This is a genomic window from Mesorhizobium sp. Arg314 (genome assembly GCF_053714275.1).
The window spans coordinates 21543-40487 of the sequence record NZ_JBSKBP010000002.1 but is presented as its reverse complement, the minus strand read 5'-3'; the positions used below and the strand labels follow the sequence as shown (position 1 = coordinate 40487).

The 18945-nt window shown below is 62.3% G+C and carries 20 protein-coding genes and 1 tRNA gene; 14 read left to right on the top strand and 7 right to left on the bottom strand.

What is annotated here, in order from left to right; translation table 11 throughout:
- Positions 1-17: 17 nt before the first annotated feature.
- Positions 18-575 (bottom strand): DUF1697 domain-containing protein, encoded by a 558-nt coding sequence (locus tag ACWGS9_RS02190; protein WP_454503687.1) that lies wholly within the window; start codon positions 573-575, stop codon positions 18-20.
- The gene (gene ilvA / locus ACWGS9_RS02185; protein WP_454503686.1) at positions 572-1828 is read right to left on the bottom strand and encodes a threonine ammonia-lyase IlvA; all 1257 of its coding nucleotides are present in this window, start codon (positions 1826-1828) and stop codon (positions 572-574) included. The genes ACWGS9_RS02190 and ilvA overlap by 4 nt, the downstream gene beginning before the upstream one ends.
- Positions 1829-2104: 276 nt before the next feature.
- Between ilvA and ACWGS9_RS02180 the strand changes: the two genes are divergently transcribed.
- Together ACWGS9_RS02180 and ACWGS9_RS02175 are read left to right on the top strand one after the other, a co-directional pair.
- Positions 2105-3139 (top strand): alpha/beta hydrolase, encoded by a 1035-nt coding sequence (locus ACWGS9_RS02180; protein ID WP_454503963.1) that lies wholly within the window; start codon positions 2105-2107, stop codon positions 3137-3139.
- A 106-nt stretch (positions 3140-3245) separates the two neighbouring features.
- Complete coding sequence (locus tag ACWGS9_RS02175; protein ID WP_454503685.1) at positions 3246-4412, top strand: alpha/beta hydrolase; 1167 nt, start codon at positions 3246-3248, stop codon at positions 4410-4412.
- A gap of 7 nt (positions 4413-4419) precedes the next feature.
- Here the strand turns inward: ACWGS9_RS02175 and ade are convergent, their stop codons facing one another.
- Positions 4420-6231: an adenine deaminase gene (gene ade / locus ACWGS9_RS02170; RefSeq protein WP_454503684.1), complete on the bottom strand. Its 1812-nt coding sequence runs from the start codon at positions 6229-6231 to the stop codon at positions 4420-4422.
- A 160-nt stretch (positions 6232-6391) separates the two neighbouring features.
- On the opposite strand from ade, the gene ACWGS9_RS02165 reads away from it, so the two are divergent.
- Positions 6392-6604, top strand: coding sequence for a hypothetical protein (locus ACWGS9_RS02165; protein ID WP_454503683.1), 213 nt, complete (start codon positions 6392-6394; stop codon positions 6602-6604).
- A 91-nt stretch (positions 6605-6695) separates the two neighbouring features.
- Positions 6696-7352, top strand: coding sequence for an outer membrane protein (locus tag ACWGS9_RS02160; RefSeq protein WP_454503682.1), 657 nt, complete (start codon positions 6696-6698; stop codon positions 7350-7352).
- Between the two features lie 255 nt (positions 7353-7607).
- Here ACWGS9_RS02160 and ACWGS9_RS02155 read toward each other — a convergent pair whose 3' ends face one another.
- Entirely contained in the window at positions 7608-7784 is a 177-nt protein-coding gene (locus tag ACWGS9_RS02155; protein ID WP_454503681.1) for a hypothetical protein, read from the bottom strand.
- Positions 7785-8185: 401 nt separating this feature from the next.
- Between ACWGS9_RS02155 and ACWGS9_RS02150 the strand changes: the two genes are divergently transcribed.
- The 3 genes from ACWGS9_RS02150 to ACWGS9_RS02140 all read left to right on the top strand — a co-directional run bounded on the left by ACWGS9_RS02150 (position 8186) and on the right by ACWGS9_RS02140 (position 10447).
- Positions 8186-8335 carry a hypothetical protein gene (locus ACWGS9_RS02150; protein ID WP_454503680.1) on the top strand — a complete coding sequence of 50 codons (150 nt, stop codon included), beginning with the start codon at positions 8186-8188 and terminating at the stop codon, positions 8333-8335.
- 1190 nt (positions 8336-9525) lie between these two features.
- On the top strand, positions 9526-9777 hold the full coding sequence (locus ACWGS9_RS02145) for a hypothetical protein (RefSeq protein ID WP_454503679.1): 252 nt from the start codon (positions 9526-9528) through the stop codon (positions 9775-9777).
- 581 nt (positions 9778-10358) lie between these two features.
- Positions 10359-10447, top strand: a tRNA-Leu gene (locus tag ACWGS9_RS02140).
- Positions 10448-10624: 177 nt separating this feature from the next.
- Here ACWGS9_RS02140 and ACWGS9_RS02135 read toward each other — a convergent pair.
- Positions 10625-11203, bottom strand: a complete 579-nt coding sequence (locus ACWGS9_RS02135) for an NUDIX domain-containing protein (protein ID WP_454503678.1) — start codon at positions 11201-11203, stop codon at positions 10625-10627.
- Between the two features lie 254 nt (positions 11204-11457).
- Between ACWGS9_RS02135 and ACWGS9_RS02130 the strand changes: the two genes are divergently transcribed.
- The 3 genes from ACWGS9_RS02130 (at position 11458) to ACWGS9_RS02120 (ending at position 13194) form a co-directional block, all read left to right on the top strand.
- The gene (locus ACWGS9_RS02130; RefSeq protein WP_454503677.1) at positions 11458-12561 is read left to right on the top strand and encodes an NADH:flavin oxidoreductase/NADH oxidase; all 1104 of its coding nucleotides are present in this window, start codon (positions 11458-11460) and stop codon (positions 12559-12561) included.
- Positions 12562-12650: 89 nt separating this feature from the next.
- Positions 12651-12929: a DUF982 domain-containing protein gene (locus ACWGS9_RS02125; protein ID WP_454503676.1), complete on the top strand. Its 279-nt coding sequence runs from the start codon at positions 12651-12653 to the stop codon at positions 12927-12929.
- Between the two features lie 25 nt (positions 12930-12954).
- Entirely contained in the window at positions 12955-13194 is a 240-nt protein-coding gene (locus ACWGS9_RS02120; protein ID WP_320216473.1) for a DUF2188 domain-containing protein, read from the top strand.
- 250 nt (positions 13195-13444) lie between these two features.
- Here the strand turns inward: ACWGS9_RS02120 and ACWGS9_RS02115 are convergent, their stop codons facing one another.
- Complete coding sequence (locus ACWGS9_RS02115) at positions 13445-14419, bottom strand: alpha/beta fold hydrolase (protein ID WP_454503675.1); 975 nt, start codon at positions 14417-14419, stop codon at positions 13445-13447.
- 134 nt (positions 14420-14553) lie between these two features.
- Here ACWGS9_RS02115 and ACWGS9_RS02110 point away from each other — a divergent pair, with 134 nt between their 5' ends.
- The 4 genes from ACWGS9_RS02110 (at position 14554) to ACWGS9_RS02095 (ending at position 17627) form a co-directional block, all read left to right on the top strand.
- Positions 14554-15294, top strand: coding sequence for a competence/damage-inducible protein A (locus ACWGS9_RS02110; protein WP_454503674.1), 741 nt, complete (start codon positions 14554-14556; stop codon positions 15292-15294).
- 104 nt (positions 15295-15398) lie between these two features.
- Positions 15399-16232, top strand: coding sequence for a universal stress protein (locus ACWGS9_RS02105; protein ID WP_454503673.1), 834 nt, complete (start codon positions 15399-15401; stop codon positions 16230-16232).
- A 209-nt stretch (positions 16233-16441) separates the two neighbouring features.
- Positions 16442-16942 (top strand): xanthine phosphoribosyltransferase, encoded by a 501-nt coding sequence (gpt, locus tag ACWGS9_RS02100; protein WP_095765134.1) that lies wholly within the window; start codon positions 16442-16444, stop codon positions 16940-16942.
- 196 nt (positions 16943-17138) lie between these two features.
- The gene (locus tag ACWGS9_RS02095) at positions 17139-17627 is read left to right on the top strand and encodes an NUDIX hydrolase (RefSeq protein ID WP_454503672.1); all 489 of its coding nucleotides are present in this window, start codon (positions 17139-17141) and stop codon (positions 17625-17627) included.
- Between the two features lie 105 nt (positions 17628-17732).
- Here the strand turns inward: ACWGS9_RS02095 and ACWGS9_RS02090 are convergent, their stop codons facing one another.
- Positions 17733-18902, bottom strand: a complete 1170-nt coding sequence (locus ACWGS9_RS02090; RefSeq protein ID WP_454503671.1) for a hypothetical protein — start codon at positions 18900-18902, stop codon at positions 17733-17735.
- Between the last annotated feature and the right edge of the window lie 43 nt (positions 18903-18945).

The window sequence follows — 18945 nt, the reverse complement described above, 5'->3', positions numbered from 1 at the left end:
CGGAATTGCGTGATTGGTCAGCCGCCGGCCTTGCCGGCCATTTCGAGCAACGCCAGCACGCTGCGCCAGTTGCGCGCCGTGCCCGGTACCTTCAACGTACGCGGGATGAGATTGGCGAATACCGACTTGCCGAGCCCTTCCGGTGCGTGCAGGTAAAGCACGTCGCCCTTGATCTCGAAGCTCTCGGGGCCGGTGCATTTGTCGGCGAGCCGCTTCGTCTCCTCGGCGGTCGGCTCGCGCTCCAGCACATAGGCGTGCAGCTTGGTCGGTTCGCCGGCGATCTCGGGATAGGGATTTTGCCCAACCAACCGCTCGAACCAGCCGGCATCGCGCACCATGATGCGCGAATTGAAACCCCATTTCTTTTCGAAGGCCGTTTCCAGTTGCTTGGTCAGCGTCACCGCGTCGCCCTTGTTCGCCCGGAACACGACATTGCCGCTTTGCACATAGGTCGCGACATCTGTGAAGCCGAGGCTCTCGAAGAAGGCTTTGAGCTCCGCCATTTTGACGATGCGGTTGCCGCCGACATTGATCCCGGAAAACAGCGCGACGAAGACCATGCCCTTTGCGCTCATATGATGAACCCCGCCAGCGTCTCGTTGTCGGTAATGTCCTGATATTGCACGCCCTCGGCGTCGAAATTGGCTTTCAGCAGATCGAAATTGCGCCGGTCCTTGGTTTCGATGCCGATCAGCACCGAGCCGAAATTGCGCGCCGACTTTTTCAGATATTCGAAGCGGGCGATGTCGTCGTCGGGACCGAGCATCTCGAGGAAATCGCGCAACGCGCCCGGCCGCTGGGGGAAACGGATGATGAAATACTTTTTCAACCCCTCGAAGCGCAGCGCCCTCTCCTTCACGTCCGGCAGCCGCTCGAAGTCGAAATTGCCGCCGGAGACGACCGCAACGATGGTCTTGCCCCTGATCTCCTTGCGCGAAAAATCCTTGAGCGCGTCGATTGCCAATGCGCCGGCCGGCTCCAGCACCACGCCCTCGACATTGAGCATCTCGATCATGGTGGCGCAGAGCCGGTTTTCCGGAACCAGCCGGACGGCATCGGCGGTGAAGTCCTTGAGATGGCGCAGCGGCTCCCGGCCGATCTCGGCCACCGCGGCACCGTCGACGAAATTGTCGACCTTGGCAAGCTTGACGCGCTTGCCGCTGGCAAGGCTCTCGCGGAGGCTCGGCGCGCCCGCCGGTTCGCAGAACACGAAGCGCGTGTCGCGATGCTGGTCGGCGAGATAATGGGTCACACCGGCGGCAAGGCCCCCGCCTCCCACGGGCAGCATGACGATGTCCGGCACGCGCCCGCCCGGCATCTGGGCCGCGATCTCATAGGCAACCGTCGCCTGGCCTTCGATGATGTCCTTGTGGTCGAAGGGCGGCACCATGTGTGCGCCGGCGCTTTCGGTAAACTCGAAGGCGGCGCGGTAGCAATCGTCGAAGAAGTCGCCGACCAGCCTGATCTCGACGAAATCGCCGCCGAACAGCCGCGTCTTGTCGATCTTCTGCTGCGGTGTCGTCACCGGCATGAACACGACGCCCTTTTTGCCGAAATGGCGGCAGACGAAGGCAAAACCCTGCGCATGATTGCCGGCCGAGGCGCAGACGAAAAGCTCGGCATTGTTGCCGGCGGCCAGCGCCTTGCGGAAAAAGTTGAAGGCGCCCCTGATCTTGTAGGAGCGCACCGGCGTCAGGTCCTCACGCTTCAAAAGGATGCGGGCGCCGGTCTTCTTCGACAGATAGTCGTTCTCCTGCAGCGACGTTTCGGGAAAGATTCCGCGGATCGCTTCGGCAGCCACGGCAACGCGGGCGGAAAAGCTGTTCACCACAAGTCCCTCATTTTTGATCTCGCCGGCAAGCCAGAATTGCCTGGCCCGTGCCGGCAAACCTTCCTGCCGCCGTTTTGGCTTTCGCGCAACAGTGCGATGGCCGTCGCCCGGCGCTGAACGCATTTCCGTTGGACACGACTTACTTCCGCCTCACTTCCCCTGTCGGGGAGATTTCCGCGGAGGTGGATGGCCGATCATGGCCAGAGTGGAAATGCCAGTGGAAGTGTCGACGTGCGGTTGAAGACAATTCTGATCATTGCCCTTGCCCTGCTGATGGCGGGGTGCGCGGGCCACCAGGCTCAGGAAATCCTGGGCAGCGTCGTCGTGCCGACGCAGGCGACCGAGATCGCCGGCAACCATTCGATCTTCATCGCCACCACGCGCAAGCCTTCCGACGACCCGAACAAGGTCTTCGACGGTGAACGCTCCGCGACGCTCAACTACGCCCGCGTCAACGTCACCGTGCCGCCGGTTCACCAGACCGGCCAGATCGAGCGGCGTTCGCGCGGCAAGTCGAACGACCCGACAAAGTATTTCATGGCCTCCGAAGTGGTCGGCTACGACACGCAGCCGAAATTCGCCAGCACCCTCAACGCCGACATCGACGCCCGTGGTGGCCGCGTCATGGTCTTCGTCCATGGCTACAACACCGGCTTCGACGATGCCGTCTACCGCCTGACCCAGATCGTCCACGATTCCGGCTATCCGGGCACTCCGGTGCTGTTCTCCTGGGCTTCCGGCGCCAAGACCACCGACTATGTCTATGATAAGGAAAGTGCCGCCGCCGCGCGCGATCAGCTGGAAGTGACGCTGAGGATGCTGGCGCAGACCGGCGCGCGGCGCATCGACATCGTCGCTCATTCGATGGGAACCTGGGTGACGATGGAGACGCTGCGCCAGCTCGCCATCACCGGCGACCGCGACCTGAGCGGCAAGCTCGGCGACGTGGTGCTCGCCTCGCCCGACATCGATGTCGACGTCTTCAAGAGCCAGATGCGCCGCTACGGCAAGCCGGACAAGCCATTCATCCTGCTCCTGTCGGACGACGACCGGGCGTTGCGGCTCTCCGGCCTGATCGCCGGCTCACGGCCGCGCGTCGGCGACTACAGGGATGCCGCCGACCTCGCCTCATACGGCGTCACGGTGGTCGACCTTTCCAAGGTCAAGGGTAGTGACAGCTTCAACCACACCAAGTTCGCCGACAATCCTGAGCTGGTGAAGATGATCGGCCAGCGTCTGCGCGAGGACGATGGCTTTGCCAGCGATCGCGACGTGACCGACCGCATCGGCCAACTGGCCACGCAGTAACCGCATCCGCGCGGTTTCTGCATCACATCGACTTTGAACTGAACCCGGCAGCTCTCTTGCCTTTATCGAAATAACAAGAGAGGTTTGCCGCCTTGGGGGATCCCGGGTGATCGTTCGTGTTAAGATCGTGCTTGGCCTTGCATTTGCGCTCGCCGTCAGCGGCTGCGCCGGGCAAGGCGCGCATGACCTTCTCAACCGCAAGGCGGTTGCGGCGCCGGCCTCCGACATCGCCGCCAGCCACGAGATCTTCGTCGCCACGACCCGCCGGCAGGCAACCAAGGATCCGCGCCAGGTGTTCGACGGCGACCGTTCGCTGACCACCGGTTATGCCCGCGTCGACGTCACCGTGCCGAAGATCCATCAGCTCGGCGCAATCGAGCGCGCCAAGGGCTCGGCCGACTCTAACCCGGCCAAGCAGTTCACGGCCACCGATGTCGTCCACTATGGCGATGCGCAGCAATTCGCCAAGGCGGTCGGCGCCGACATTTCCATGCGCGGCGACCGCGCTTTGGTGTTCGTGCACGGCTTCAACAACGGTTTTGACGACGGCATCTACCGGCTGACGCAGATCGCTCACGACACCAAATATCCGGGCACGCCGGTGCTGTTCTCATGGGCATCGAGCGCCAAGGCGACCGGCTATATCTACGACAAGGACAGCTCGACCGCCGCGCGCGACGACCTCGAAGCGACGCTGAGGATGCTTGCCAAGACACGCGTCAAGAGCATCGACATCATCGCCCATTCGATGGGCACCTGGCTGACCATGGAGGCGCTGCGCCAGCTCGCCATCACCGGCGACCGCGATCTCCATGGCAAGCTCGGTTATGTCATCCTCGCCTCGCCCGACATCGACGTCGATGTCTTCAAGAAGCAGATGATCCGCTACGGCAAGCCGGACAAGCCGTTCGCCATCCTGCTTTCGGGCGACGACCGGGCGCTGAAACTGTCGAGCTTCATTTCCGGCGACAAGCCGCGCGTCGGCGACTACGGCAACGCGGCCGACCTTGTCAATTATGGCGTCACGGTTGTCGACCTGACCAAGGCCAAGGGCGGCGACGGCGGCCTGAACCACGCCAAATTCGCGGACAACCCGATCCTGGTGCAATTGCTCGGCAACCGGCTGCGCACGCCGGCCGGCCTTGCTTCGGACGAGTCCGACCCGACGCAGCTCAACAATATCGGCCAGGGCCTCGGCAAGGCGGTCGGCTCGGTCGCCGAAGTCGTCATCACCACGCCGTTCAGAGTGCTGACCATCGCCGCCGGCGGATAGCCGGCGCTCAGATAAAAAGATCGACCTTCTGGAACGTTGTCACGTCGACCAAGCCGACGTCCGAGATTCTGAGCTCCGGAATGACCACCAGCGCCAGAAGCGAGTGCTGCATATAGGCGTTGTTGAGCGAGCAGCCGACCTTGCGCATCGCCCCGGTCAGTTGCTCGGCCTTGGCGGCGACGATCTCGGCGCGTTCGTCCGACATCAAGCCGGCGATCGGCATCTCGACCAGCGCCAGTTCCTTGCCCTTGGAATAGAGCACGACGCCGCCGCCGACCTCGCCCAGCCGGTTGACGGCCAAGGCCATGTCTTCCTTGTTGGTGCCGACGACGATGATGTGGTGCGCGTCATGCGCCACGCTCGACGCCATCGCGCAGTCTTCCACATAGCCGAAGCCGGAGACGAAGGCGTTGGTGACGCCGCCCGTGCCGCGATGCCGCTCGACCAGGGCGATCTGGCAGATGTCGTTGCGGCGATCCATGGCGACAAGGCCGTCTTCGACCGGCAGGTCGGCCTCCAGCGCCCGCGTCGGCGCCTGGTTCTCGATCACGCCAATCACCCGCGCCCGCACCTCGTTGGCGCCCTGCGGCGCCAAAATGTCGAAATCCCCGGCTGCAAGCTTCTTGCCGAGCTTGACGGTGTTCTTCGCGGATTGCGGATAGTCATAGGCCGCAATGTCGATCTCGAGCTTGCCCGCCTTCGCCAGCCTGATGCCGCGGCCATAGACCTCGTCTATGGCCATCCGGGCGAGATCGGAAACGATCAGCAGATCGGCCAGCCGTCCGGGCGCGATGGAGCCGATCTCGCGCTCCAGCCTGAAATGCTGCGCGGTGTTGAGCGTCGCCATCTGGATCGCCGTCACCGGCTTCAGGCCCTGGCTGATGGCGTGCCGCACCACCCGGTCCATATGGCCTTCATGCACCAGCGTGCCGGAATGGCTGTCATCGGTGCACAGGATGAAGTTGCGCGGGTCGATGCCGCCTTCCGTCACCGCCTTGATCTGTGCCGCGACGTCATACCAGGCAGACCCCAGCCTCAGCATCGCCTTCATGCCCTGGCGCACGCGCGCTATCGCGTCCTCGGCGCGCGTGCCTTCGTGGTCGTCTTCCGCCCCGCCCGCGACATAGCCATGGAACGGCAGGCCAAGATCGGGCGATGCATAGTGCCCGCCGACCGTCTTGCCGGCCTTGACCGTCTCGGCGATCTCGCCCGACATCACCGGATTGTTGGCAGCGACGCCGGGGAAATTCATCACTTCGCCAAGCCCGATGATGTTTTCCCAGGTCATCGCCTCGGCGACGTCGGCGACCGTCAATTCGGCGCCGGCATGCTCCAGTCCCGGCGCCGACGGCACGCAGGACGGCATCTGCACATGCACGTTGATCGGCATCGCGACCGCCTCGTCGTGCATCAGCCGCACGCCCGGCAGACCGAGCACATTGGCGATCTCGTGCGGGTCGATGAACATCGAGGTGGTGCCATGCGGGATCACGGCGCGGCAGAACTCCGTCACCGTCACCATGCCGCTCTCGACATGCATGTGCGCGTCGCAAAGGCCGGGCACCAGATAGCGCCCGCCGGCATCGACGACCTTCGTCCCCTGCCCGATGGCATGGCTGGCGTTCGGCCCGCAATAGGCGAAACGGCCGGCCGCGATCGCGATATCGGTGCCGGGGATGATCTCGCCCGAATGGACATTCACCCAGCGCCCATTGCGGATGACCAGGTCCGCCGGCTTTCGGCCCATCGCGACATCGACCAGATGCGTCGCCACCTCCGTCCAGGGCTTGGGTTTCGTCGGATTGGTGCGGCTTGCCATGAGAAACTCCTGTTTGCCCGACTGTGCCAAGCGGGCGTGGTTTTGACCAGTTGGCAACACCGATTTGTTTTAAGACGGAACCGGCGCCGACAGATCTCTCTCCTGCGACGGGGCGAAATCGCCTAGACTGAAACCCGGACGCCATTCAGGTGCGGAAGAGATGGCACGAACGATCCGGTTTGCAATTTTCGTGCTGTCGGCATGTTGCGCCGGCCTAGCCTTCTTCACCTTGCATTCGTTCTGGGCCTGGGCCGCGCCGATCGCCCTGTTCATCGCCGGCTCGGTGCTTGCCGAATACGCCTTCGGCCGGCTGGCCTCACCCGAGGAGAAACGGCGCGACCTGGAAGATCGTGTGCGCAACCCACCGACGTAAACCACTGTTGCAGGAATACAATTCCGTTTCTCGGCGAATAACGCTAGGTTGCGTCAAGGAGTCTTTCGGAACCGCCATTTCGGAGTGCTCGATGCGTCGGTTGACGCTCGCCAGTGCCGGCTTTCTCGCCACGCTATCCGGGTCTGCCTGGGCAGCGGACGTGGCTGCCGATCTGCCAATGACCGCGCCTGGCTTCGACTGGACCGGCTATTATGCCGGCATGCAGGCTGGCTATGGCTGGGGCCGGTCCGACATCACCGTCGACGGCGGTTCGGTGAAGCCCGACATCGACGGCGGTTTCGTCGGCGGCCATGTCGCAGGGCTCTGGCAGTTCGATCAGGCTGTGCTCGGCGCCGAGGCCGATCTCAACTACGCCTCGATCGACGGCGCCGCCGAAGCGGCCCCGGCAAACACATTCGGCACCGACGTCAAGTGGTTCGGATCGATCAACGCCAAGGCCGGCTACGCCATGGATCGCGTGCTGCTTTATGGCATTGGCGGCATCGCCTTCGCCGGCATCGAGACCTCGCAGGCGGCAGGCACGGCCTTTGCCCGAACCCGCACCAGCACCGGCTGGACCCTCGGCGCCGGCGTCGACTATGCGTTGAGCAACAATGTCGTCGTCGGCGCGCAATACCGCTACTATGATTTCGGCAAGGAGCATTTCGATGCTCAAGACACCTTCACCGAACGCGACCAGGACGTGAAGCTGCAGACGCTCGGGGTCAATTTCAGCTACAAATTCTGAGGTTTGCCATCGTCGCGGCGGCGGAAGCTCTTCCCGTAATATCTCTTGGAAATCAGGTGGCCGGCGCCCGCAGGGGCGGGGGAATGGGTGGGGGCCTGATAGACGCCGGCCTCGGCGGATCGATCCGCCGTGTGGAAAACACTAGCGTTCCCGCGGCAGACCGTAATTCCGCGATCACGCCATTTTCCAACTGCCCTCCCGCCGCTGGGGCCGGACATGACGGATACGCTTGGCCGAAAGGCTGCAACAGGCCGGTCAGGATCGGCCCGAAACTGTCTTCCCGACCGGCATTGCGGTGAGGCACTCCTCCAACCGCCGAAGCCGCGCCTTCTGCCAGCGCAGCGTGTGCGCGACCTCGTGCAGGTTCCATTTAGCCTTCGAGTTGGCGGCCTCGATCAGACCCCGCTCGAGCCGATCGATCTCGCTGCGCAACTGCCGCGCCTCCGCCTCCCGCAGCCCCCTGATCCAGCCTGGCCCACGCATGGTTCACCATCAAACCCGGCCCGATGCTGGCAGACAAACGCTAAAGAGATCGGTTCGGAGAACCTAGCATTTTAAGCATCGCTAATATTAGATCGGCGCGCACGACAATGGATCTGGGCAGCCGCCAGCCGCCCTCTGGCGGATGAATTTAAAGCGGAACCCCGCCCACGCACGCCCCGGCTGATGCGCAATGCAACGATATGGGCGCTAATCGTCATTCCGATAGCGATCTCGACGACGCAGCTCGCGCTCAAAGCCGGGCCGGCACATACATTAGCGATTGCTTGTATTCGAGGCGTGAGAGGATCATAATAACATGGCGAATACGGGGAATTTTGAGGGAGGTTCCGATGCGACCGATCCTTCTGATCGTTGCCGCGGTTGTTACGTTTTTTGTCTGGGACGGCTTGGCCAACAAGAGCGCATATAGAATTGCGCTGATGAAAACAGCCGACCAGGTGGAGAACTTCCAGGGCCTTGTCAGGGTCTCCTGGAATTAGCCGGCCGAAGGGTCATTGGCTGTCTTCTATCACGAGAGTCGACCTCGAAAGTCCTCTCTGTGCGAGGCGCGCGGGCAACGATCGTGACGACAGCGCAGCGGTTCCGGCGCACCATGCTTCAGCACCGATGATCGCGCCGTACCGACGGTTGCAATCGGCCGTCGTCTGGGGCATGCCTCAATCGCGGCGCGCGGACGTGGCGGAATTGGTAGACGCAAGGGACTTAAAATATCCCTTGCGTCCATAGCAATGTTTTCAATGGCTTAGCCGGTCAGCCTAGCTTGCCTCCGCGCATCCCTGGGTTGCGAGATTTTTCAACCCCTGACTTCATCGCGCCAACTCATTGAAATCGCTTCACTATGTTTCCTCCAGTCAAGCGATCTTCCCACTGCCGGTACCGATGCCCACAAAAAAGAGAAAATGGGGGAAATCCTTTGGGAAAAGCCGGGCGGACCGACGTACAAAATGGACAGCATCGACGCACACGCGACTTTGTCAGCGAACCGAGGGTCGACACGAACCTCTAAGGTCTAGTGGTGAAAACCTAACGCTTGATACCCACAGGGAATGGCGGGAAACGGCCCCAAGCGCGTCGCCGGCGCTTCTACAATTCGCACTAGACTGGGGTTCCTGGAAGCTTTTCGAGCTGGAACGGTTTGTCATAGACGCGGGTATTGCCAAGCCAGCGGCGCCGGCCGATAGTGCCGCTCCCGACGCGGGCAGCAACGGTGCCGTTGGCTGATAAGGTCGTCGAAGCGGGTGTGTGAAGGCAGTCGCGCGTATGTTTAGGCTACCTCCGTATCTCCTAAATTACGGATTTTTTGCCTGCTTGGCCGTTAATTTGATTGCGCCAACGGTCGCATCGGCAATGAAATACAAGTCAAAGCGGCACAAGTATTTAGCTCATGCGGCCGCGTTATTGATCGTAGTCTTTTCGGTATTCTCCCTTACGTTCATTTGGATCCACACTAATCCAATTGAAGATTTTGAGGAGCCGGGTCCTCTAGACGGTTTGATACTGTTCCCGATCTTTTTGGAAGTCGCGCTAATCGTAGCTGTGTACGCCACAGTTGTTTCTGTGAGGATGGCATCGCGAGCTAGGTCCCGGCTAGTAAGCGGGCAGGCAGAGTTGCCATTCTGGAGGAAGCAGCAGATAGTCCCGCATCCGACACAGACACGACCGTCACCGCTTGATCACGCTCAACCTCTGGGAACTTCTCAAAACCCGGACGCTTGACGATCGCGAGATCGCCGAGACGCTGAGGGATCGTGATGTCGAGCCTGCAAAGTCGCCGGCTGGCGAAGAGCAACGAAAAGGTGCTTCGTCACCGCCGAGCTACACCACTCAGCGGGACACGACCGTTCCCCACGTCCTGAACGGCAGCTTTGCGCCCATCGCGGTCGTTGTCGTCGGGTATCAAGCGTTAGATTTTCACCACTAGTACCATCGGAGTTTCATAGCCAGGCAGCAGGAAGCGAAGGCAGGCAAACAGCCATGTTTCGAAACGGCCCAATCCTGTTTGACATAGAAGAGACGAAGACTGGCAAGATGGTCATGTTGTGGCCATTGTTTCGAAATCACCCAATCCTGCTTGATATACTGGGGCTTGTCGTTAATTCACTCGTTGGGTTTATGGCTGCGTTGATGTTTGGGATGTTTGGGCATCTAATTGGCCATGTGCCGCCCAATCATGGAATACCAGCTGCAATTGGTATCGGTCTGGGTTGTGCCATTTTAAGTGGGTTTCGTAGTTATCGCAGAGCACACCAGAGACGTGTTGCAGCTGCCTTAAAGGCGAATGACGAAGCTTAAGGCCCACGGGCGGCTCGCTACGAACGGGCGGTGTACTGCACGGCGCAGATAAGCTTGATGCAGGTGACAAACGGCACCGGCATCCGGTCCGTCCAGACTTCCTTGAAAGTGGCGCGACCCCCAAGCTCGTGGTAGTCAACGGCAAATCCTAAGCCTCGACCGCGTGTGAAACCATGTGGGAGAGTAGTGGGATTTTCCCACAATGTGGGAGTGGGCGTGGCGGAACTGGTATACGCAGCAGACTTAAAATCTGCCGGTGTTTCAAGCACTTACGGGTTCAAATCCCGTCGCCCACACCAACTCATCAAAGAGACTTAAAATCCCTCGATCCTTGATCGTACGGGTTCGATTCCCGTCGTCCGCACCACCCTTCGCTCTTCGAGCTTCGGGCGGCAGGCCAACCGAGGCTCGTCGTTAGACGAAGGAGTGTCCTCCGAAGCCTCGGTGGTGGAGGAGCATCGCGACCGAAGACAGGCTCAGGCTCCGATCGGATTGAGCTTCAGGTGCTGGATCAGGATGATCGTCTTGGCATCGACGATGCGGCCGTCGGCGATGGCGGCCAGCGCCTCGTCCAATGATATTTCCAGAACCTCGATGTCCTCACCCTCCTCCGGCGCGCCGCCGCCGTCGGAAATCCGGTCGGCCGGCGAATAGCGCGCGGTGAAGAACCAGAGCCGCTCCGTCACACTGCCCGGGCTCATGAATGGCGCGAACAGCCTCTCCACGTCCTTCAAGCGGTAGCCCAATTCCTCTTCCGCTTCCTTGCGGATGGCGGTTTCGGGGTCGTTTTCGTCGAGCAGCCCGGCGCAGGCCTCGATCAGCGGCTCGCGATGGCCCACGACATAAGCCGGGAAGCGGAACTGCCGCACCAGGAGCACGGTCGAGCGCCGCGGATCGAACGGCAGGATCACCGCGCCGTCGCCGCGATCGTAAGTCTGGCGGGTCTGCGTCTCCCACCGCCCGTCACGGCGGCGATAGTCGAGCACCGTTTTCTTCAGCACCGCCCAGTCGTCCGAAAGGACCTCCTCCGAACGGATGCGAACGCGATCTTCCATGACGACCTCCGTATTGGCCGCAAAGGGATAGAGCAATTTCAGGAAAAGTGTGAAACGGTTTTCCGTCCGGAATTGCGTCAAAACAAAAAAATGGTGCGGTTCGGCGTCCTTCGAACCGCGGGAACCGCACCATCGGCGAAAGGCCACCTGCGCAATCCTGGAAACCGACTGGTCCAGCGGGAGTTTCACCGGCTCGTGTCTGGCGCGGAGCGCCTCGGCTGCCTAGATAGCGATATCCCTCCAGGAGCCCGTTCATGACGTCATCGCTTTTCCAGCCGATCACCCTCGGCGGCCTCACCTTCCCCAACCGCATCGCGGTAGCCCCCATGTGCCAGTATTCAGCCGAGGACGGTTCAGCCAGCGACTGGCACCTCTATCACTGGATGAACCTGGCAATGTCCGGCGCCGGCATGGTTACCGTCGAGATGACCGACGTCGAGCGGCGCGGACGCATCTCGCATGGCTGCCTCGGCCTTTATTCGGACGATAACGAGGCGGCCGCCAAGCGCACGCTCGACGCCGCCAGGCACGTCGCCGCGCCCGGCACGAAGTTCGGCGTCCAGCTTGCCCATGCCGGCCGCAAGGCCTCCAACAGGAAACCCTGGGAAGGCGGCGGCCCGCTGCAGCCTGGCGAAGATCCCTGGCAGACGGTTTCGGCCTCGGCCATCGCCTATGACACCGGCTGGAATGTTCCGCATGCGTTGGAGGATGACGAAATCCTTGAGCTCATTGCGCGTTTTGCGCAGTCGGCCGTGCGCGCCGAACGCGCCGGCTTCGACTTTGCCGAGCTGCACGCCGCGCATGGCTATCTGATCTTCCAGTTCCTTTCGCCGCTCTCCAACCAGCGCACCGATCGCTGGGGCGGGTCGCTGGAAAACCGCATGCGTTTCGCGCTCGAAATCGCAAAGGCGGTGAGGAAGGCCGCCCCGTCCGTGATGCTGGGCGCGCGCCTTTCGGTGAAGGAATGGGTCGACGGCGGTTTCGACGTCGAGGAGGCGATCGAGGTGGCCAAGGCGCTGAAGGGCGAGGGCGTCGCCTATCTGTGCTGCTCCAGCGGCGGCAATTCGCCCCTGCAGCAGGTGCCGCCCGGCCCCGGCTACCAGGTGCATCTGGCGGAGGCCGTGCGCAAGGGCGCCGACATTCCGACGCGCGCCGTGGGACTGATCGACGACCCAGGCCAGGCCGAGGCGATCGTCGCCGATGGCCGTGCCGACATGGTGGCGCTGGCGCGCGCATTCCTCGCCGACCCGCGCTGGGGCTGGCGCGCGGCGGCGACCTTCGGCGAGGAAATCCATCCGGCGCCGCAGCTGGCGCGTTCGGTGACGACGATGCGGCATTGGATGAAGGCCGCCGGCTGAGCCGCAAAAGATCAGCGGGGTCCTGAGACGTTTGGGCGCAGGATCCTCGCCACAACTGCAACCAATTTGGCCGCTTTACGTTGGCGGCCATGATAGACAGCAAACCTTTTGAGAAGCCGGTGGTGGTCGAGCTCGGCCATGTCGGCAAGTATCGACAGATAAGCAGCACCCGCGAGGCCGCCGAGTGCCTGATGACCGTTTGGCCGCTCAATCGCGGCGAGCGCCATCGCGATGCTCTGGACACTTGCCTCAAAGCGCTGGAAGGGTATCGTTCGACAGCGGACGCACGTCGCGCCCTTATCGAGGCGGCCAGGGAATCGGAAGTGCTGGTTCCCGAAGACAGGCTGCCCGACGGAAAGCTGCACTGAGCAGGCTTCTTAACCGGAGGATTTCATGGCGAAGCTGACTTATAAGATCGTCGAGCATGATGGCGGCTGGGCCTACAAGGTCGGCTCGACGTTTTCCGAGACTTTCCACACCCACCAGGAGGCGCTGCGCGCAGCCGAGATCGCCTCGTCCGAGCAGCAGGTTGCCGGCACCACCGACGGTATCCAGTATGAGGACGCCGAAGGAAAGTGGCATGATGAGCTCGCCGATGGCCGCGACCGGCCGCAGACCGAAGTCTCCGACTAATGCATGTCGCCCAGAAGTGTGCAGCGATTCTGGGACAACGACATGTATCAAACAAAGCCTCAAAGCGCGTCGCCTGAATCCGGTTCAGTGCGACGCGCTTTAAGAATTGGAACCGCCCCCGCGACCGGCAAAGCCCCAGAGGCTTCATGCCGGCCGCCGGTGGCTATGCGGCGCAACCTTCCGCATGTCCGGCACTTTCGTGTGACGCAGCGTGAAGAGCCGCGAGGCCCGGCGCGAACGCTGGCCGAAATCAATTCACGTCGGCGAAAGCGCGCGTGGCGATACGCCGGATAAAAGCGACGACCCGTTCGGGTTCAACAAATTGCGGCATGTGGCCCAGACCTTCGACCCGCTCAAAGTCGAGGCCGTTGATCTTGTCCAGCATCGGTTCGCCATGCACGGCCTCGCCGATCACCCGGTCGCCGGTGCCGAACAGAATGCCTGCCGGCATCGCTATTTCGCGGTAACGCCTTTCGATCTGGCCAAGGTCCTGTTCCACGGCCACGGCATCGGTGGACGTGGCGAAGTAGTGAGACGGTCGCAAACCGAGCCATCCGCCGCCGCCGGTCATGTACCCTTCGGAGACGGCCTGCGGAGCGAAAATGAACTTCATTGTCGGCTGCGCGTAACGAAGGCTTGCCGGTATCGCCACCGTATAGGCCAGAACGCGGCGTAGCGGCCGCGATGGAACATAAAGCAGGTCAAACCGCTGACGTGCCCTCACTTCCAGATGCGTCAGCGGTGAGAGCAGCGCGATGCCGGAAATCGCTGTCGGATACTTTGTAGCCAATGCAAGCGCGATGGCGCCGCCGAGCGAATGGCCGACGATGAGTGGCCGCTCCAGGCGCAGTTCCTCGATGAAGCGCCGCACGATTTCCGCCTGTTCGGGCAGCCGGCCGGTCGCGCCGCTCGCCCGAACCGAATAGCCCGAGCCCGGCCGGTCAAGCGCGATCAGCCGATAGCCGGCACCGAAGCGTCCGAACAGCGTTTGGCGAAAATGATGGAGCTGGGCGCCTAGCCCGTGCAGAAAGACGATCGGCCTGCCATCGCCTTCTTCCACATAGTGGATGCGGTTGCCGTCGATCTCGACGAACTTTCCGCAAGCCGGCACCAGCCTTTCGGCCTTTGCCGCGATCCGCCAGGTCGCGAGCATCAGGGTGAGCAGGACGAGGAGCGCCGCGACAAGCAAGCCGGCGAGCAGCCACGAGCCAATCGAAATCAGCATGTTTTCATCCGCTCGCTCCCGACCGACCGCACCATATCCGCAACGACCGCCGCCACAAGCGCGCATCCGGCTTTCGCATTGCGGCCGGCCTCAGGCCGCGTTATCTCAGGCGACCTTTTCCGCCGGAGCCCGCCATGCCTGAAATCGTCACCGCCGCCATGCTTGTCATCGGCGACGAAATCCTCTCCGGCCGCACCAAGGACAAGAACATAGGCCACCTCGCCGACATCATGACGGCGATCGGCATCGACCTGAAGGAGGTGCGCATCGTCCCCGACGAGGAGGACGAGATCGTAGCGGCGGTGAATGCCGTGCGCGCGCGCTATACCTACGTCTTTACGACCGGCGGCATTGGCCCCACGCATGACGACATCACCGCCGACTCCGTCGCCAAGGCTTTCGGCGTGCCCTGCGAATACGACGCCAAGGCCTACGCGCTGCTCGAAGCAAGCTATGCCGGGCGCGGCATCGAATTCACCGAAGCGCGCAAGCGCATGGCGCGCATGCCGCGCGGCGCCGACCTTATCGACAACCCCGTCTCGGTCGCACCGGGCTTCCGCATCGGCAATGTCCATGTCATGGCCGGCGTGCCGGCGATCTTCCAGGCCATGCTCGACAATGTCGTGCCGACGCTCAGGGCCGGCACCAGGATGCTGTCGGCCACCGTGCACTGCCCCTTCGGCGAGGGCCTGATCGGCGGGCCGCTGGCTGACATCCAGAAGGCGCATCCCGACACCATCATCGGCTCCTATCCCAAATATGGCGACGGCAAGTTCTGGACCGAGCTCGTCGTCCGCGCCCGCAGCGAGGAAGCCCTTGATGCCGCGCGCAAGGACGTAGAGGCGATGGTGGCGGGCTTCGCCAACGCGGGCTGACCTCCGGAACCAGATAGGCTTTACTGACGTTTCTGGCAGGCCACTTTCGAGCCGGCCATTTGAGGGCCGGAGGCGCATTTGCGCCGGCAGATTTGAGGGACGTCATGCGCTTCAAGACAATCGTCGCCATTTTGCAGAACGAACAGGATGCCGAGCGCGTTCTCGATTGCGCCCTCCCGCTTGCCGACAGGTTCGAGAGCCACCTCGTCGGCATCCATGCCGAGGCGCTTCCCGTCCCCTACACATCGGCCACCGGCTTCCCGGATACCGAATTCCTGCAGGTCTCGGCCGAGATGAACAAGGAGCGCGCCGAAAAGCTGCGGGCGCATTTTCTCAAGCGGATCGAGGAGTCCGGCCTGTCCTTCGAATGGCGAAGCCTGGAAAGCTTCTCCGGCGACAGCGCGCTGACCGGCATATCAAGCGTGCGCGCCGCCGATCTGATCATAGCCGCGCAACGCGACGCCGGTGGCGATCCGAGCGCGGATGTCGACACGCTGGTTTACGATGCCGGCCGGCCGGTGCTGGTCGTGCCTCATGCCGGGCCGCTGGTTACAACTTTCAGACGTGTGCTGCTTGCCTGGAACGGCAGCAAGGAGGCGGCTCGCGCCGCCTTCGATGCGCTACCCTTCATCGCCGAAGCCGACAAGACGGACATTCTCGTCATCGACCCGCCGGAGACGCTCGATGACTCTCCGGAAGCGGCCGGCGCCGAAATCGCCGCGGCCTTGTCGCGCCATGGCGCCAATGTCAGCGTCTGCGTGCAGAAGTCGGACGGATCCTCGGTCGACGATATCATCCAGGCCCGGATAACGGAGTCCGGCGCCGATCTTCTGGTGCTCGGCGCCTACAGCCATTCCTGGCTGCGCCAGCTTCTGTTCGGCGGCGTCACCCGCACGGTGCTGCGCACGACGAACGTGGCGGCTTTCCTGTCGCGTTGAGCTGTCTTCTGAAAGCGGACCGGTTCAGGGCAACGCATACGCAAATCAAGTCCAAAGGGCGTCGCCTGAATTCCTTTGAGCTCGACTTGCCCAAGTTCACAGTGATCGCCGGCCCCAGCCCTTGCCAAGCCTGGCGCTTTCCGGCTAATTCCGCCTGCATTCCACCGATTTTGCGCGCCGCGGCGCGCGCTTTGCGGAGTGCACGAACCATGTCCCTTCCCGAAAAAGCCTTTCCCGTCTCCTGGGACCAGTTCCACCGCGACGCCCGCGCGCTTTCCTGGCGCCTTTCCGGCGCCAACAAGGGACAATGGAAAGCCATCGTCTGCATCACCCGCGGCGGCCTGGTGCCCGCGGCCATCATCGCGCGCGAGCTCGGCATCCGGGTCATCGAGACGGTGTGCGTCGCTTCCTATCATGACTATACCAGCCAGGGTCAGCTGCAGGTTCTGAAGGAGATTTCGCCGCCGCTGCTCGCCGATGACGGGGCCGGCGTGCTCATCATCGACGACCTGACCGATACCGGCAAGACGGCCGGCATCGTGCGCGCCATGATGCCGAAGGCGCATTTCGCGACCGTCTACGCCAAGCCGAAGGGCCGACCGCTGGTCGATACATTCGTCACCGAAGTAAGCCAGGACACCTGGATCTACTTTCCGTGGGACATGGGCTTCACTTACCAGAAGCCGATCGCGGACGATCACGCGGGCTGAGCGGCCGCCATATTTACCGGAGAATCTGCCTCAAAGGTGCATCGTGTAATCGCGCCGATGAACGCAACTACTTGCGAGCCGACTTTTTCTGGTGGGTTTTTCCGACGGAGTGAAGTTTTTTACTTTTAAAGCTCAGAATTCGCCGTAAGATTCGTAAGGTGGCAAATGATTCTGGAGGCTGGGGCAGCTTTCTTCAATGTTGACGAGGCCTACAACGCATAGCGCTATGACCGAAAGAGTCAGAAGACTTTTCGGCACGGCACCATGCCGCCTGCAAGTTGCCGCCTTGCCTTGGCGTGAGGGCAAGAACGGCGTCGAGATCATGCTGATCACCAGCCGCGATACCGGGCGCTGGGTTCTGCCCAAGGGTTGGCCGGAGGCCAGGGAACCGCTTTGCGAGGCGGCCGCCCGCGAAGCAGGCGAGGAAGCCGGCTTGCGCGGCATCGTCTCGCATCTTGAGGCCGGCCGCTATTTCTATGCCAAAGTCCTCGCCACAGGCGAGGAAGTGCCTTGCGAGGTACTGGTCTTTCCGCTGCATGTCGACCGCGTCGCGGATCGCTGGAAAGAGAAGCGCGCAAGAACGCGCAAATGGGTTGGCGCCATCGAAGCGGTCCAAATGATCAATGAGCCGGACCTTTGCCAGATCATTGCCGGCTTTTGCGGCGCGCCGCATAAGTTCGCCTGATTCAAAGCAATTCCAGGAAAATGTTAAACGGTTGGATTCGGCAATTCGCCGTAGCTCTCCGTCCGGAATTGCGTCCTGTCAAAAGATAGATCGGCTCGGCGATCGTCAGGCGCGGCCGAAATCATCGGAACTGAGCCGGGTCCAGCGATCGCCCATCAACCCGCCGATGAAGATGTCGCCGGAGCGGACCGCTTCCGCGACCTCGGCGTTGCGCGAGCGGACCATTGTGCCCCCGGCGTAGCGGAAGAACACACGATGGTAGCCGAAGAGCTGGGGCATGAACCTTTTCTGCGTCTGCCCGGTGATGCCCACGCAGCCCATCTCCCGCGCCGCCGCGACAAGGCCATCCAGTGTCGCGCCCCAGTGGGATCCGGACGCCTGGATTTGCAACAGGTTCGCGATGCCGCCGGCCTGACCGTAAAAGGCGTGGCAGCCGAGCATATTGCCCGCTTCGTCATAAGTCCCGCCGAAATGAAGCGGACCGTCGGCCCGCTTCTCGGCCGCCAGTGCAAGCAGCCGAGGCAGTTCGCCATCTTTCCAACTCGGCCGAAGCGAGTAATCGGACATGAGGATGGGCAGCCGCTCCGCAAATTGCGCGGCATCGATCGGGTGATGATGGATCCGTCGCGACGATGAAGGCAGGACCGGGGGCTCGAACCTCCTTCCTGCGAGAGCGTCGAATGCTCGCGCGCAAGGGTCGAGCGCCAGGCGAGGCAGCCCGGGCCATTTGCGGCGCAGCACGGCGGCGGCCATGGCGCCCGGTCGGAAAACACAGGTCCATTCCAGACAATGCACCGGCAAGAGCTGATACTTCATCGGACGCGCGAAGGCCAAGGACGTCCGGTTGGCTGAATCGGTCAGGTATAGATCGAATTCGCTTTGATGCAGGGCACGTAGCAATTGCGGCCCGGCCCAACCATGATCGGTGCTGGAGTCGGTCATGAAGGGGCCGATGATGGCGGCGTTCAATGCCGTTCCGTTAAGCTCATAACGGGCTTTCAGAACGCCCATGAACCCACCCAAACCACCCTGCGGGTTGATCTGGACAAGAGCCTTGCTCTCACCGCCGTCAAGATAAAGCTCTCTCATATAGTCCGCCGTCAGCGCGATCGCGCGATCGCGCAGGCGGCGGCGATGGCGAAACTTCGTCAGGAAGAGTGCGGCGACATGCTCGAGATCTTCGGTGGCGAGCGGCCGTACCGAGCCGTGTTGAGATTCCAGCGCCGACAGCGCAGCCACCTTTTCCAGACCGGCATTTGCGGAAACAAGATCCATTGTGAATGCCTATGCAAGGTCCTCTGCCGGTCGTCGAAATCCT

What these genes read in the sequence shown, in the direction of transcription:
- ACWGS9_RS02090 (WP_454503671.1), bottom strand. Translation starts at nt 18,902, where the DNA reads ATGGATCTTGTTTCCGCAAATGCCGGTCTGGAAAAGGTGGCTGCGCTG.
- ACWGS9_RS02135 (WP_454503678.1), bottom strand. Translation starts at nt 11,203, where the DNA reads ATGGAAGATCGCGTTCGCATCCGTTCGGAGGAGGTCCTTTCGGACGAC.
- gpt (WP_095765134.1), top strand. Translation starts at nt 16,442, where the DNA reads ATGTCCCTTCCCGAAAAAGCCTTTCCCGTCTCCTGGGACCAGTTCCAC.
- ACWGS9_RS02120 (WP_320216473.1), top strand. Translation starts at nt 12,955, where the DNA reads ATGGCGAAGCTGACTTATAAGATCGTCGAGCATGATGGCGGCTGGGCC.
- ACWGS9_RS02115 (WP_454503675.1), bottom strand. Translation starts at nt 14,419, where the DNA reads ATGCTGATTTCGATTGGCTCGTGGCTGCTCGCCGGCTTGCTTGTCGCG.
- ACWGS9_RS02130 (WP_454503677.1), top strand. Translation starts at nt 11,458, where the DNA reads ATGACGTCATCGCTTTTCCAGCCGATCACCCTCGGCGGCCTCACCTTC.
- ACWGS9_RS02180 (WP_454503963.1), top strand. Translation starts at nt 2,105, where the DNA reads ATGGCGGGGTGCGCGGGCCACCAGGCTCAGGAAATCCTGGGCAGCGTC.
- ACWGS9_RS02095 (WP_454503672.1), top strand. Translation starts at nt 17,139, where the DNA reads ATGTTGACGAGGCCTACAACGCATAGCGCTATGACCGAAAGAGTCAGA.
- ade (WP_454503684.1), bottom strand. Translation starts at nt 6,231, where the DNA reads ATGGCAAGCCGCACCAATCCGACGAAACCCAAGCCCTGGACGGAGGTG.
- ACWGS9_RS02190 (WP_454503687.1), bottom strand. Translation starts at nt 575, where the DNA reads ATGAGCGCAAAGGGCATGGTCTTCGTCGCGCTGTTTTCCGGGATCAAT.
- ACWGS9_RS02165 (WP_454503683.1), top strand. Translation starts at nt 6,392, where the DNA reads ATGGCACGAACGATCCGGTTTGCAATTTTCGTGCTGTCGGCATGTTGC.
- ACWGS9_RS02160 (WP_454503682.1), top strand. Translation starts at nt 6,696, where the DNA reads ATGCGTCGGTTGACGCTCGCCAGTGCCGGCTTTCTCGCCACGCTATCC.
- ACWGS9_RS02125 (WP_454503676.1), top strand. Translation starts at nt 12,651, where the DNA reads ATGATAGACAGCAAACCTTTTGAGAAGCCGGTGGTGGTCGAGCTCGGC.
- ACWGS9_RS02150 (WP_454503680.1), top strand. Translation starts at nt 8,186, where the DNA reads ATGCGACCGATCCTTCTGATCGTTGCCGCGGTTGTTACGTTTTTTGTC.
- ACWGS9_RS02105 (WP_454503673.1), top strand. Translation starts at nt 15,399, where the DNA reads ATGCGCTTCAAGACAATCGTCGCCATTTTGCAGAACGAACAGGATGCC.
- ACWGS9_RS02110 (WP_454503674.1), top strand. Translation starts at nt 14,554, where the DNA reads ATGCCTGAAATCGTCACCGCCGCCATGCTTGTCATCGGCGACGAAATC.